Annotated in this window: 15 protein-coding genes and 1 tRNA gene; 10 read left to right on the forward strand and 6 right to left on the reverse strand. The window is 43.5% G+C overall.

The features are described from left to right. Positions 1 to 5: 5 nt before the first annotated feature. The 6 genes from pdxT to MHH89_RS22530 all read left to right on the forward strand — a co-directional run bounded on the left by pdxT (position 6) and on the right by MHH89_RS22530 (position 3967). The gene (gene pdxT / locus MHH89_RS22505) at positions 6 to 602 is read left to right on the forward strand and encodes a pyridoxal 5'-phosphate synthase glutaminase subunit PdxT (RefSeq protein WP_076220098.1); all 597 of its coding nucleotides are present in this window, start codon (positions 6 to 8) and stop codon (positions 600 to 602) included. 74 nt (positions 603 to 676) lie between these two features. Beyond that, positions 677 to 1963 carry a serine--tRNA ligase gene (gene serS / locus MHH89_RS22510; protein WP_038568043.1) on the forward strand — a complete coding sequence of 429 codons (1287 nt, stop codon included), beginning with the start codon at positions 677 to 679 and terminating at the stop codon, positions 1961 to 1963. A gap of 67 nt (positions 1964 to 2030) precedes the next feature. Beyond that, positions 2031 to 2119: transfer RNA gene (locus MHH89_RS22515), tRNA-Ser, on the forward strand. Between the two features lie 145 nt (positions 2120 to 2264). Beyond that, positions 2265 to 2606 (forward strand): hypothetical protein, encoded by a 342-nt coding sequence (locus MHH89_RS22520; protein WP_036679977.1) that lies wholly within the window; start codon positions 2265 to 2267, stop codon positions 2604 to 2606. A gap of 11 nt (positions 2607 to 2617) precedes the next feature. Beyond that, positions 2618 to 2770 (forward strand): small acid-soluble spore protein P, encoded by a 153-nt coding sequence (locus MHH89_RS22525; protein ID WP_076138623.1) that lies wholly within the window; start codon positions 2618 to 2620, stop codon positions 2768 to 2770. Between the two features lie 105 nt (positions 2771 to 2875). After that, complete coding sequence (locus tag MHH89_RS22530) at positions 2876 to 3967, forward strand: hypothetical protein (protein ID WP_076130388.1); 1092 nt, start codon at positions 2876 to 2878, stop codon at positions 3965 to 3967. 104 nt (positions 3968 to 4071) lie between these two features. On the opposite strand, the gene MHH89_RS22535 is transcribed toward MHH89_RS22530, so the two are convergent. Both MHH89_RS22535 and tadA read right to left on the reverse strand, forming a co-directional pair. Continuing rightward, positions 4072 to 4641 carry a GNAT family N-acetyltransferase gene (locus MHH89_RS22535; RefSeq protein WP_341088178.1) on the reverse strand — a complete coding sequence of 190 codons (570 nt, stop codon included), beginning with the start codon at positions 4639 to 4641 and terminating at the stop codon, positions 4072 to 4074. Beyond that, positions 4642 to 5157: a tRNA adenosine(34) deaminase TadA gene (gene tadA, locus MHH89_RS22540; protein WP_256716154.1), complete on the reverse strand. Its 516-nt coding sequence runs from the start codon at positions 5155 to 5157 to the stop codon at positions 4642 to 4644. A gap of 310 nt (positions 5158 to 5467) precedes the next feature. On the opposite strand from tadA, the gene MHH89_RS22545 reads away from it, so the two are divergent. Both MHH89_RS22545 and rluF read left to right on the forward strand, forming a co-directional pair. Further along, positions 5468 to 7795, forward strand: a complete 2328-nt coding sequence (locus tag MHH89_RS22545; RefSeq protein WP_312150937.1) for an ATP-binding protein — start codon at positions 5468 to 5470, stop codon at positions 7793 to 7795. Next, positions 7785 to 8486: a 23S rRNA pseudouridine(2604) synthase RluF gene (gene rluF / locus MHH89_RS22550; RefSeq protein ID WP_036679985.1), complete on the forward strand. Its 702-nt coding sequence runs from the start codon at positions 7785 to 7787 to the stop codon at positions 8484 to 8486. The genes MHH89_RS22545 and rluF overlap by 11 nt, the downstream gene beginning before the upstream one ends. A 113-nt stretch (positions 8487 to 8599) precedes the next feature. Here rluF and motB read toward each other — a convergent pair whose 3' ends face one another. Further along, positions 8600 to 9415, reverse strand: a complete 816-nt coding sequence (motB, locus tag MHH89_RS22555) for a flagellar motor protein MotB (RefSeq protein ID WP_312150936.1) — start codon at positions 9413 to 9415, stop codon at positions 8600 to 8602. After that, complete coding sequence (motA, locus tag MHH89_RS22560; protein WP_036679967.1) at positions 9399 to 10199, reverse strand: flagellar motor stator protein MotA; 801 nt, start codon at positions 10197 to 10199, stop codon at positions 9399 to 9401. Before motA ends, motB begins: the two co-directional genes overlap by 17 nt. Positions 10200 to 10405: 206 nt before the next feature. On the opposite strand from motA, the gene MHH89_RS22565 reads away from it, so the two are divergent. Both MHH89_RS22565 and MHH89_RS22570 read left to right on the forward strand, forming a co-directional pair. Continuing rightward, complete coding sequence (locus MHH89_RS22565) at positions 10406 to 10699, forward strand: hypothetical protein (protein ID WP_036679966.1); 294 nt, start codon at positions 10406 to 10408, stop codon at positions 10697 to 10699. A 228-nt stretch (positions 10700 to 10927) separates the two neighbouring features. Continuing rightward, positions 10928 to 11215 (forward strand): 4a-hydroxytetrahydrobiopterin dehydratase, encoded by a 288-nt coding sequence (locus MHH89_RS22570; protein WP_076130383.1) that lies wholly within the window; start codon positions 10928 to 10930, stop codon positions 11213 to 11215. 81 nt (positions 11216 to 11296) lie between these two features. Here MHH89_RS22570 and MHH89_RS22575 read toward each other — a convergent pair whose 3' ends face one another. Both MHH89_RS22575 and MHH89_RS22580 read right to left on the reverse strand, forming a co-directional pair. Further along, complete coding sequence (locus MHH89_RS22575) at positions 11297 to 11653, reverse strand: c-type cytochrome (protein WP_036679962.1); 357 nt, start codon at positions 11651 to 11653, stop codon at positions 11297 to 11299. Positions 11654 to 11780: 127 nt separating this feature from the next. Then, positions 11781 to 12266, reverse strand: coding sequence for a GNAT family N-acetyltransferase (locus MHH89_RS22580; protein ID WP_076138618.1), 486 nt, complete (start codon positions 12264 to 12266; stop codon positions 11781 to 11783). Positions 12267 to 12453: the final 187 nt, after the last annotated feature.

Consider the following 12453-nt stretch of genomic DNA (forward strand, 5'->3'; position numbering starts at 1 on the left):
GTAGGATGAAGATAGGAGTATTGGCGCTGCAAGGCGCTGTTACGGAGCATATTGTTAGTATAGAGAAGACCGGTGCAGAAGGCGTGCCTATCAAGCGTGTGGAGCAGCTAGAAGAGGTTGAAGGCCTGATTATCCCCGGCGGAGAAAGTACAACGATTGGAAAGCTAATGCGGAAATATGGCTTCATAGAAGCCATCCGTGATTTTTCTGATCAGGGTAAGCCTATTTTTGGCACATGTGCGGGTATGATCGTGCTGGCCAAAAAAATTGCCGGTGGTGAACCGGGGCATTTGGAGCTAATGGATATTATCGTAGCCCGGAATGCATTCGGCCGCCAACGGGAAAGCTTTGAATGTGATCTGGAGGTTAAAGGCATTGATGAGCCGGTTCGTGCTGTGTTTATACGTGCACCGCTTATCAACGAGGTAGGACCGGGAGTTGATGTGCTTACAGTCTATAATGATGAGATTGTAACCGCGCGCGAAGGCAACTTGCTGGTATGTTCTTTTCATCCAGAACTGACCGATGATTTCAGACTGCACCAATATTTTGCCGATATGGTAGAGGCGAATAGGGAAGTCCAACAACAAAATCGCATATAAAGAACATCCTGACTCTTTCAAAGCTGTAATCAGCATTTTGAAAGAGTTTAGGCTGTTTTCAGGAGGGAAACTTTGTGTTAGATGTAAAAATACTACGTAGTGATTACGCAAGAGTGGAAGAGGCTTTAGAAAAACGGGGCAAATCACTGGACTTAATTGCTGATTTTCCACAACTTGATTTGCGTCGACGTGAATTACTGCAAGAAACCGAAGGTCTTAAGAACCGTCGTAATACAGTTTCAGGTGAAGTAGCGAAAAAGAAAAAGAACGGCGAACCAGCAGATGATCTAATTACAGAAATGCGTACAGTGTCTGACCGAATTAAAGAGCTTGATGATGAAGTACGTGAACTGGAAGCTCAGATTGCTGATCTTACTATGAATATCCCTAATATTCCTCATGATTCAGTTCCAGTAGGGAAATCCGAGGATGATAACGTTGAATTACGCCGCTGGTCGGAGCCCAAAGAGTTCGGATTCACTCCGAAATCACATTGGGAGCTTGCGCAGCAGCTTGATATTATTGATTTTGAAGCTGCAGCAAAGGTTACAGGATCCCGGTTTGTTTTCTATAAAGGACTTGGAGCACGTCTAGAACGGGCGCTGATTAACTTTATGATGGATCTTCACAGTGGTGAGCATAACTATGAGGAAATGCTGCCGCCTTACATTGTAAACAAAGACAGCTTGTATGGTACAGGACAACTGCCTAAATTCGAAGAGGATCTGTTCAAGCTGCGGGATACCGAATACTATTTGATTCCTACAGCTGAAGTACCGGTAACGAACTACTATCGCGAAGAGATTTTGACGGCAGCTGACCTGCCTAAATACCATGTAGCTTACAGCTCTTGTTTCCGTTCTGAGGCGGGCTCGGCGGGCCGTGATACTCGCGGTTTGATTCGCCAGCATCAATTCAACAAGGTAGAGTTGGTGAAGCTCACCACCCCTGAATCCTCTTATGAGGAATTAGAAAAAATGACAGCAGACGCTGAAAGTGTGCTGCAGCTGTTGGGACTGCCTTATCGTGTACTTGGGTTATGTACGGCTGATATGGGCTTTACATCGGCTAAGACGTACGATTTGGAAGTGTGGTTGCCTGAGAGTGGGATGTACCGTGAGATCTCCTCTTGCTCAAATACAGAAGACTTCCAAGCACGCCGGGCAAATATTCGTTTCCGTAAGGATCCAAAATCGAAGCCTGAATTTGTTCATACGCTGAACGGCTCTGCTTTGGCTGTTGGACGTACGGTTGCTGCAATTCTTGAGAATTATCAGCAAGAGGATGGCAGTGTTCTGATTCCAGAATGCCTACAACCTTATATGCGCAATGTAAAATCGATACAACCAAAAACTATTTAAAGATATAGTTGCTTTTTCTTTGCATTGTATGGTACAATCCTAATGCATGTGAAATTTAAATGCATTTGGAGAGGTACCGAAGCGGTCATAACGGGGCGGTCTTGAAAACCGTTAGGGTGCAAGCCCACATGGGTTCGAATCCCATCCTCTCCGCCATTCCTTTATGAACTTAAAGAATAATTAGATAGAAACCGTTCCCTCTGGGGGACGGTTTTTTGTTTTGTTTGGTAGACCCAGTTCTATTGAGAATAAAAAGCTTCATTTCTCCGCAATGTATTAGAGAAGGAGGATGATCATAATCATGGATAGATCATTAGAAGTTGATCAGCATAAGCTTGTCTCAGCCTGGCAGGAGCGCTTGCCGGCGTTGATGGATGATGGGGATAGTTTCAGTGTGCTGGCGGATAATGGGGATCCGAATAGCTTGCTGATTCATTTTAATGCGGCAGGTCATCAAGGCTATTCGCTGGATTTTCGCTGCAAGTATGTAGATAGCAGAGAAGTGGCAGTGGATCTGCTGGATGTGGAACAGAGCGGTCTCCATATTGATGAGCGTAGTGATGCCGTACAGCAGCTGGCACAGCAATACTCACGGCAAATTCATGAATGTGCTCAGGCTCTTCAGAACTTGACCAATCCTTAGGAGGAATGAAAATGTCGAAACCAAAAAGTATCCCTGTTCCTGGGGCAGAGCCAACAAGTGGTGAGCGGAGAAAAGACCATACTCCTTCAGGCCCAGAACCACTTTCAGGTTCTAAAAAGGTGAAACAAGCGAACCATGTTGACCACCATAATCCACAAGGTTAACAAATAAAAACGTTAAGAATTTTAAAGAAGTGTTTCTTGATTTTTACAAATGGTTTATCATAGGAGGGGGAGAGATTTCTTTTACAATGGGAGAGGAGAACAATAATGAACAAAAAGTGGGGTTTGTCGGCCGCTGCATTGCTGCTTACAGCAGCAGTAATTCTGCCGGGATGTGCAAGTAAACAGGAGGCGCCAAAAGAGGCCTTAAAATCAGCCGCTACTAAAGCGACTACAATGTCATCTTATGAGATGAAGAGTAAATTCACGATCAACGATCTTACGATCGAGACTTCTGACGCTGAATCTGCTGCAATGACTACACAGGTACTTAGTATGCTTAAGAATGCTGATATTACCATTGATGGGGTATATCAAGCAGAGCCAATGCAGACAGAACTAACTATGGTTCTGAATCTGAAAGGCGATATGAGCATGAGCTTTAATGTTCCTATGGTAATGACTGCCGAGAAGTTGTATGTTAAGATTCCATCTATTCCTTTCGTACCGATTCCTGAGACAATCCTCAATAAGTTTGTAGAGGTTGATCTGAAGGCGTTGGCAGAGCAGGAGGGTGCAGAATTTAACCCAAGTACGATGGATACTCAAAAAATGCAGAAGCTGTCTAATGAAGTGGTGGACACTGTCCTAGCTGAATATGACGAAGAAAAATATTTTAACGAGATTGATCCCAAAGATGCTAATTTACCAGAAGGTGTGGAAGCTAAACAAGTCGTTCAGTTCCAAGTGACTAACGATAATGTTAAAGAAGCAATCACTATCTTGGTGAATAATGCCCTGCCAAAAATCATTGATATCGTAAGCAAGGAAGAATACAAGGATATGCTGCAGATTAAAGATGCAGATCTAGCTAAGGCTAAAGAAGAACTGACATCAGGTGAAGCTAGAACTGAATTGGATAAGGGCTTAGCTGATCTTGATAAGTACCTTACCATCAACCAGTTCCACTATAATACTGCGATCAATAAGGACGGATACGCTGTGTATCAGGATTTATTGATGGATGTTAAAGTAAATGATCCGGAAGATGGCACAAAAGTGGCCTTCTCAGTAAATGGAACGGGCCAATACAGCAAGATCAACGAAAAGCCGGTATTCAAGATTGGTATCCCTCAAGGTGATGATGTAATTACAATGGATCAACTTGGAGAAGAATTCGGTGGTTTGGGAACTTATTAATCCCAGTTCGCAAGATAAAGACCCGCATGAGGCGTATATTATACGCCCATGCGGGTCTTTTTTTAGGAAAAAAGTAGCGCTGATTCCTGCGACAATGCAGAATCCTATTTCTGTTCCTGTGTCAGCACATCTTCAGTTAAGATTGCGTAGGTTTGGTGATCCTGCCACTGTCCATTTATTTTAAGATACTGACGGGCAACCCCTTCAGGTTTAAACCCACTCTTCTCCAGGACTCTTCGGGAAGCTTCATTATGCAATAAAATAGCTGCCTGAACTCTATGTAGACCTAAGGCTCGGAAAGCATAGCCAAGGACTAATCCGACCGCTGCTGTCATATAACCTTGTCCTTGCATCCGATGATCCATTAAATATCCTAAATCAGCATATTGTGCTACACCTCGTGAGACGTTGGACAATGTGATCTGACCGATTAGCTGTCCATCCAGCAGATAAATGCCGAACATATAAGCTCTGTCCTGTAGGGCGTCCTCAATACGCTGATTGATGATCTGTTGCTGACTCTCCAGGGTAAAGAAGTGCTCATCACGTTTTGGCTCAAACGGTTCGTGGGTTACCCGGTTATTTAAACGAAGCTCCAGCAGGCTTAGTGCATCCTTAAGCTCAAGTGGAGAAATATAGATCCCTTGAGAGGTATGATATAGAGTAAGGGTCATTTAGGAGTCCTCCTTTTGTTTAATTGGCTTTTTACGTAAACGGCGAAAGAAGGAGGTGAGTAGATCTGCACATTCTTCTTGTAAAACATCCTGTATTACCTCAGTTCTATGATTAAATCGCGGCTCTTCAAGCAAGTTCATGAGGGTCCCGGCACATCCAGCTTTAGGGTCAGGCGTTCCATATACCGTGAGAGGCACTCTGGACTGCACTATTGCTCCTGCACACATCGGACAAGGTTCTAGGGTGACGTACAGCTGGCAATCCAGCAGACGCCAAGAATTCATGACATTGCTGGCCTCGCGAATGGCTACCATCTCTGCATGGGCTGTCGAATCCATTGTCGTTTCTCGTAAATTGTATCCACGTCCTATAATTTCACCATGTCGAACAATGACAGCGCCAATAGGAACCTCACCTAATGCCTCAGCTTTACGTGCTTCTGCGATCGCCTGCCTCATCCAATATTCATGAACCGCTTGTATATCTTCTGGCGATTCATTGGCTTTAATATTCAAGATCATCTTCCCTTCTTCTGTAACCATTGTACAACGAACAAATATTCGTTCTTAACAAAATGTGCATAACTCTGTGGATAACAGCCTACTTATACACATTTTTGTACACACCGGACTTTAATAATTTGTTTATATGTGCATAAGATGTGGATGGTTTCTTATATATTGTAGAGAAACACCTTTTGAATTTCAATATTTCGTGAATTAATAGGCTTGTTTTAAATGTCCTTTTCAAATGAGGGGGCAAAAGGTATGATGTTTATTATAGGCTCCGCAAGGATTTACCAGTGGATAAGAGGTGAATAACAGTTTGTCCATAAAGACAAAACTATCTGCTATTATTTTTGGAGCGGTACTGCTAATTTTAGCATTAAACCTGACATTTAACCTTTATGCCGCTCAGAATAATCTAAGAAATGAAAACGCAAATAATATGCAGATCACCGCTATGCAAATGGCTGTTTCTGTAGAACAAAGTAACTATAGCTCTAACTATGTAGAATATCAAATTGCGCATAACTTAAGAATGGCTGCCATCTTTGCCTCTAAGGAATTGGGTCCGGATTATAAGAATATAACCAATGCTCAACTTAAGGCCCTAACTTCCAAGTTGGGCGTGTCTAATATTTCAATTCTGGTAAAGACTGATAATGATATCGTGGTGACAAAGGCATCAAATCCTATTGATATTGGAATGTCCACTCAAGGTTGGGGGTACTGGTACCTTGCCCTTTTGGAGTTATTTGATAATCAGGAAGTCACTGTGGGGCAAGGTCAGTCATTGGATCATTTTTGGTCAGGCCCATTTGAATATTCAACCTACAATCCCGATTTCATTGAGAAGTGGGGTTATTATCATGATGAAGCAAGCAACTACATCATTAATCCTGTTATTCTCAATACTGCGGCTAGTGAATATGTCAAAATCACCAATCCCGATCAAATTGTAGAGCGAACCAAAGAAGTTAATCCTGGGATTTTAGAGCTTACAGGATTTAATCCAACAACATTTGGTTTAGCGAGTATGGCGGGCGATGGAAGCGATGCATTTAAAAAGAAACTTGGCAACCGCCCAATTAAGTTCGGTACCTATACTTATGGTAATGTGGAGCAAGATAAAGCGGCCATTCTATTAGCTCAGCAGAAGCAGAAGCCAGTTACACTGGAGACGAGAGTACATGGAAAAAGAGTGCTCAAAAGCTTCATTCCTATCCAGACTGCTAAAATGGAACCTTATGTAATCGGTGTAGTTTTGGATTACTCTGTGATTTCATCCGTAGTTCATGAACAATTAACTAATTATTTGACTACGTCTCTGTTGTTGCTGGCATTATTTTTGCTATGTAGTTACATACTTTCGGGTTTTGTTACCCGTCCAATTCAGGCTATACTTGCCAAAGTCAATGATGTAGCGCGAGGTAAGTTCGAACCTCCATTAAGCGTAACCTCTCGTGATGAGTTAGGTCAGTTAGCCTTACGGATTAACGCTATGACTTCTCATCTTATGCAACGCACCAATCGTCTTAAACAGACGCTGGAAGAGAACCGGGCGGTTAAGGAGCATTTGGAATCCGTAATTAACGGTACGTCGGATGCGATTCATACGTTGGATATGGAGGGACGAATCACTAGCACTAACAGAGCCTTTGAGGAGCTGTACGGATGGAGTGCAACAGAAGTGATAGGCAATATGCCATATCTTGTACCCGCGACAGCGCTTAAGCAAGAGGAAGAGCGGCTTGACGCGTTAAGAAATGGTGCAGTTCTGCCGCCGATCGAGACAGTGAGACTTAAACGGGACGGATCATTAGTTGAAGTTAGCGTTAGTACCTCGATAATTCGAGATGAAGAGGGTTATCCCCATTCCTTTATTCACGTTTCTCGTGATATGACGGAACGCAATCGAATGGAGGAGCTGCTTAGACGCTCTGAGAAACTAACTACAGTCGGCCAATTGGCCGCAGGAGTAGCTCATGAGATTCGTAACCCTCTTACCACGTTAAAAGGATTTCTACAGCTTCAACAGGAGAAGGAGCTCTTGGTTCCGCTTCATGTAGAGCTGATGTTATCCGAGCTGGAGCGGATTAATCTTATCGTCAGTGAATTTTTAATCCTGGCTAAGCCGCAAGCCGTTCATTTTCAGGAGAAAGATCTTCGCTACATATTAGGTGATGTAGTTTCTCTATTGGATAGTCAGGCTCATCTACATGATATTCAATTTAGTACGAAATTCTCTGAACAACCTGCTACTGTACATTGTGAAGAGAACCAGCTGAAGCAGGTATTTATTAATATTGTTAAAAATGCAATTGAGGCTATGCCTGAGGGTGGCGTCATTTCAATGGAACTGTGGAACTCTGTGGATTGCGTCTTTATTGTAATCAAAGATCAGGGTGAAGGGATTCCAGAGGACGTGCTGCCTAAGCTGGGTGAACCGTTCTTCACGAATAAGGAATCGGGGACTGGTCTTGGGTTAATGATTAGCCAGCGTATTATTCAGGCTCATAAGGGTCATTTGGAAATACAAAGTGAAGTTGGCCGGGGGACAACCGTTATGATTAAGCTGCCTGCAGCTGGAGGGGTTACACCTTGGCTCAACATTAAGGATGAACGGAGTGAAGAACAACGTGAGAATTAATAAATTCATCAGTGAGACAGGGTACTGTTCACGCCGAGAAGCAGACAAGCTTGTGGATGCCGGCAGAGTGACGATCAACGGAGAGCCTGCTGTGCTGGGCAGTCAGGCTGTTCCGGGCGATGATGTGCGAATAGATGGTATAGCGCTTGAAACCTCGAGCCAGACGGTCTACATTGCTCTAAACAAGCCGGTTGGGATTACATCAACCACAGAACAGCATATCAAGGGGAATATTGTCGATTTTGTAGGTCATCATGAGCGTATATTCCCGATTGGTCGTCTCGATAAGGATTCGGAAGGATTAATCTTGCTTACTAATGATGGTGATATCGTTAATAAAATTTTGCGGGCGGAAGGCCGGCATGAAAAAGAATATGTGGTTACCGTGGACAGACCCATTACGCCTTCATTTATTACCGGCATGTCGAGCGGTGTGAAAATATTAGGTGAGAAGACGCTGCCCTGTGAGGTCACGCGTATTACGGAGCGTGTCTTCCGTATTATTTTGACAGAGGGCAAAAATCGCCAGATTCGTCGTATGTGCAGCGCTTTTGGCTATGAGGTTCGAAAGCTGCAACGCATTCGGATTATGAATATTCGCCTGGGGGCATTGCAAACGGGAGAATGGCGGGAGCTGTCTGCTGATGAGAAGAAAGAGCTTGGAGCTACGCTGAACTACGAGTTACTGTAGGAATGTTATTACAATGTTACAGGTCCATATAGAATGTAGTACTCGCAACAAAAAAAGAGCTGTCCGGGGTCTAAGACCTTTGGACAGCTCTTTTTATTACCTTACGAAATCACTTATTCAGCAGAGGGAACAATCCCTGTAAACTCTTTGGATTCTTGATATTTGCGAATAATGGAAACCTCTACCCGGCGATTCTTGCTTCGGCCGGTAGCTGTGTCATTATCCGAAATAGGATGATACTCGCCGTATCCAATCGCACTAAATTTGCGCGGATTTAGATTCGTGTTCTGCAGCAAAATCTTCATGAACTGAAGTGCCCGATCCGCACTCAGATCCCAGTTGGATGAATAGTTGTTATTGGAAATCGGAATATCGTCGGTGTGCCCTTGCACTACTACATCATAATCCGGGAATTGCTGCAGCATCGTTGAGATGGATTTAGCTAATTGCCGCGAATCATCCTTAACAATGGCTTGGCCAGAGGCGAACAATGCGTTATCACTGATCGTAATCATTAGCTGAGATTGATTAAGCTTCGTACTGAGCAGATCAGTTAGGCCGTTGCTCTTAATATATTGATCGAATTGTTTCTTAAGCTTCTCTAAATCCTCTTGTTCCTTTTGTCGTAGCTTTGCCATTTCTGCTTCTTCAGCTTTCTTGGAAGTAGAGCTACCCATCTTATCATTTTTCCCCAGATCTTCTTGAGTTTTACTAGGCATTGCTGCCCGCTCTTCAAGAATGCCTGTACCGCCATTAAGTGCGGAACTGAAGGCTTGACTCATCTCTTCAAATTTCTTGGCATCCGTTGCGCTCATAGAATACATAACGATGAACAGAGCCACCAGAAGAGTCATGAGGTCGGAATAAGGTAACAGCCACGATTCATCGGCATGTTCTTCATGCTCTTCGTGTCTAGTCTTTTTGCTCACCTGATCCACCGTCCTTCTCATTTAACTTAACGCGTTGCGAAGGTGTTAGGAATACAGCAAGCTTCTGATTGATGGCAATAGTAGATACACCGGACTGTATGGACAAAAGACCTTCGACCATCATCATTCGAACTTCGATTTCTTGTTTGGAGAGACGTTTCAGCTTATTAGCAATAGGATGCCATAATACGTAACCTGTAAAGATACCAAGCAAAGTGGCGATGAAGGCAGCCCCGATTGCCGCAGCCAATTTGTTCATATCACTCATATCAGCCAGAGCGGCGATGAGGCCGATAACCGCCCCGAGCACCCCAAGGGTAGGAGCATACATACCTGCCTGTGAGAAAATGAGCGCTCCTGCTTTATGTCTATCCTCTGTGGCGTGGATATCCTCCATGAGGACATCGCGGACAAAATCCTGATCATTTCCATCAATGATCATCCGCATGCCATTCCTGAGGAAGTTATCTTCTATTTCATCGACCTTTGATTCTAGAGCCAACAGACCTTCACGCCGTGTGATAGAAGCCCATTCCATGAACATAGTGATTAATTCGGGTTTACTGATTAATTTCTTTTTGATAAAAATCATTTTGAACAGACTTGGAATCTTTTTGACCTCGTTGAAAGGAAAGGCCATGAAAATAGACGCTGCCGTACCCACCAAGATAATAACGTAAGCAGCGGGTGTGGCCAAAGCATGAAGTGGAGCGTGCTTGAGGATCATGCCCCAGATTACAGCAACCAAACCAAAAATTAAACCAATTATTGTTGAAATTTCCATTTTGCACCTCGTCCGTGAGATTTAAGATGTGTTCCGACAATGCCGCGTATATCATCCTTGAAACAGCGGCAGGGCACTCTGTGCGAAACCGAATTAACGTATATTCTTATTTATCGACATCATTCGGTTTTTTGTGAAGTCATTTTTTCGGCTATAATGGATAAGGTAAGTAATTATTCATCTGTGAAGAAAACGGAGTGATATACGTGGGTGTAAAGCATGGTAGAGATTACGGTGAAATTCTAACAGATTTGACCGAAGCCGTCGGACGAATTTCCGATGGATATTTATTTTTTGAGATGGATCCGGACGAGTGGCAGGAACTACCCCAAGAATCAAAGCTGGAGGTATGGGAAGCATTGGCTGAGGATCTTTTCTTCGCGCTGGGTAATGAACCTATGATTGAAGTGGGGAGCGGCGTAATTATTTACGATAAGGACACGCATCGCATTAATATTTTAGTTGGCGAAGAGGATTTGGCTTCAGTGGTTTTGATTTAGGCAGAGGAGACGTCTGGACGTAATTTGCCCGTAGTTAGTAGCCCGTGTTAAAATTGATAAAGCCGAGTTATAATCGCTGGGATTTGTGAATACATTAAATCGAAAATATCGCCTTTATCCTGGCACATCCCTTGGACCTCAGAAGCTAAGGGATGTTTTGTTTAACGCCTAAGTCATGTAAAGGGAACTGCGCACTTTACTGCAATTTTTTGTAAGGGAGGAAACGAATTGTTATTTACGGAAGAGGAACTGCGTGAGGAGATCACCAAGCTGGAGGGGTGGAAGCTGGATAATAATGTTATGGTGCGAAAATATATGTTCAGCCAATATATGAAGGGCATTGCGTTCGTTGATGAAGTAGCCACGATTTCAGAAGCCTTCGATCATCATCCACATATTACGATTGATTATAAAACAGTTACCCTGCGACTTGAATCTAATGAAGAAGATGGGATTACGGCTCTAGATCTTCGAGCGGCGCATGAATTTAATGAAGCCTTTGAAAAAAATCATTAGTTTAGCCAAAATCATAAAATAAACGCCCGTGCATAGATAGTCACCTATCTCATACACGGGCGTTTTTAGTTGCTTGATGGGTTACTTTTTCTCTGAGAGCCAGAGTGCGACGTTGGCGATCTCTTCAGGGGCTAGCTTCTCCTTAAAGGAAGGCATTTGACCACGTCCTTTGGTGACGATGCTGTAGATTTCCTCAGCGTCATGCTGGCCGCCTTCATTCTGAAGACTTGGTCCAACTCCACCTTGAAGCTGATCGCCGTGACAGGTGATACAGCTGGCTTTCACGGTTGCTTCTGCCTTTGCTGCGTCCAGTTGAACTACCGGCATCGTGGGCTTATTTTCTTCCGCTACCTCTTCTTTACCCGGAAGTGTAAACATGAGTACTACCGCAAAGGCACAGGCGGCAAAAAACAAACCGCTCATGATCCATTTCTGCATCCCAATTCGTCCCTTCTATGTAAGCTGCTCCCTACATTATAGCTTATGGTGAAGCGTTATCATAGGGTTTGTGACAAAAAAATGAACGAGAATACAATCGTTCTTATGAAATATATGGTATTTAATATCATTTGTCATAGACCATGCAATAAAAAGGTTTGTCTCCTGTAGGTGTGCGGCGTTCATACGTATCTGTAATCGTAAATCCACATTTTTGATAAGTTCGGATGGCGCGTTGGTTCCAGGTCAGGACTTCCAGATCTATCTCACGATCAGGATAACGATTCAAGGCTGTCTGGACGATGGCATCTACGAATAGTTTGCCTAAACCATGGCCGCATAGATCGGGGCGCATCCCAACTCCTAAACGAACGACTCCTTCCATCGGGAACAACTGTGCGAATCCGCACAAAACCTCTTGTTCATTTAATATGGAGATATATTGTTCCTCCCGGAGCTGCGGATCACCAAACTCGATGCCAAGAGCCTGCATCTGCTCCCACGGCATCCAGCCATAAATATTATATGGAGGCGTATAGCTCCACTTACAAATAGCTTCTCCGTGAATTGCCTCCATAGGAACTACATGAAAAGTTACCGAGGGATTTATCATAAAGTCAACGAGCTCCTTTCACGAGGACATTGCTATATTACTAATTATATACAAAATGGGGGAGGTTCGACTCAGAAACTTTATATGAGAGGAATGTTTTACAAATTATGAGAGGGGTAAATAAGTAATAAGACAAAAAAACAAGCTCTCCTCCAAGAGTTACCTTGGAAAAGAGCCTATGTACGTT

The organism is Paenibacillus sp. FSL H7-0323 (assembly GCF_038002725.1).
GTDB classification, from domain to species: domain Bacteria; phylum Bacillota; class Bacilli; order Paenibacillales; family Paenibacillaceae; genus Paenibacillus_AQ; species Paenibacillus_AQ odorifer.

Bases quoted from the DNA above. Each gene is read 5' to 3' on its own strand.
- pdxT (WP_076220098.1), top strand. From the start codon at position 6: ATGAAGATAGGAGTATTGGCGCTGCAAGGCGCTGTTACGGAGCATATT.
- MHH89_RS22520 (WP_036679977.1), top strand. From the start codon at position 2,265: ATGGATAGATCATTAGAAGTTGATCAGCATAAGCTTGTCTCAGCCTGG.
- MHH89_RS22525 (WP_076138623.1), top strand. From the start codon at position 2,618: ATGTCGAAACCAAAAAGTATCCCTGTTCCTGGGGCAGAGCCAACAAGT.
- MHH89_RS22530 (WP_076130388.1), top strand. From the start codon at position 2,876: ATGAACAAAAAGTGGGGTTTGTCGGCCGCTGCATTGCTGCTTACAGCA.
- MHH89_RS22535 (WP_341088178.1), bottom strand. From the start codon at position 4,641: ATGACCCTTACTCTATATCATACCTCTCAAGGGATCTATATTTCTCCA.
- motA (WP_036679967.1), bottom strand. From the start codon at position 10,199: ATGGAAATTTCAACAATAATTGGTTTAATTTTTGGTTTGGTTGCTGTA.
- MHH89_RS22575 (WP_036679962.1), bottom strand. From the start codon at position 11,653: ATGCAGAAATGGATCATGAGCGGTTTGTTTTTTGCCGCCTGTGCCTTT.
- MHH89_RS22580 (WP_076138618.1), bottom strand. From the start codon at position 12,266: ATGATAAATCCCTCGGTAACTTTTCATGTAGTTCCTATGGAGGCAATT.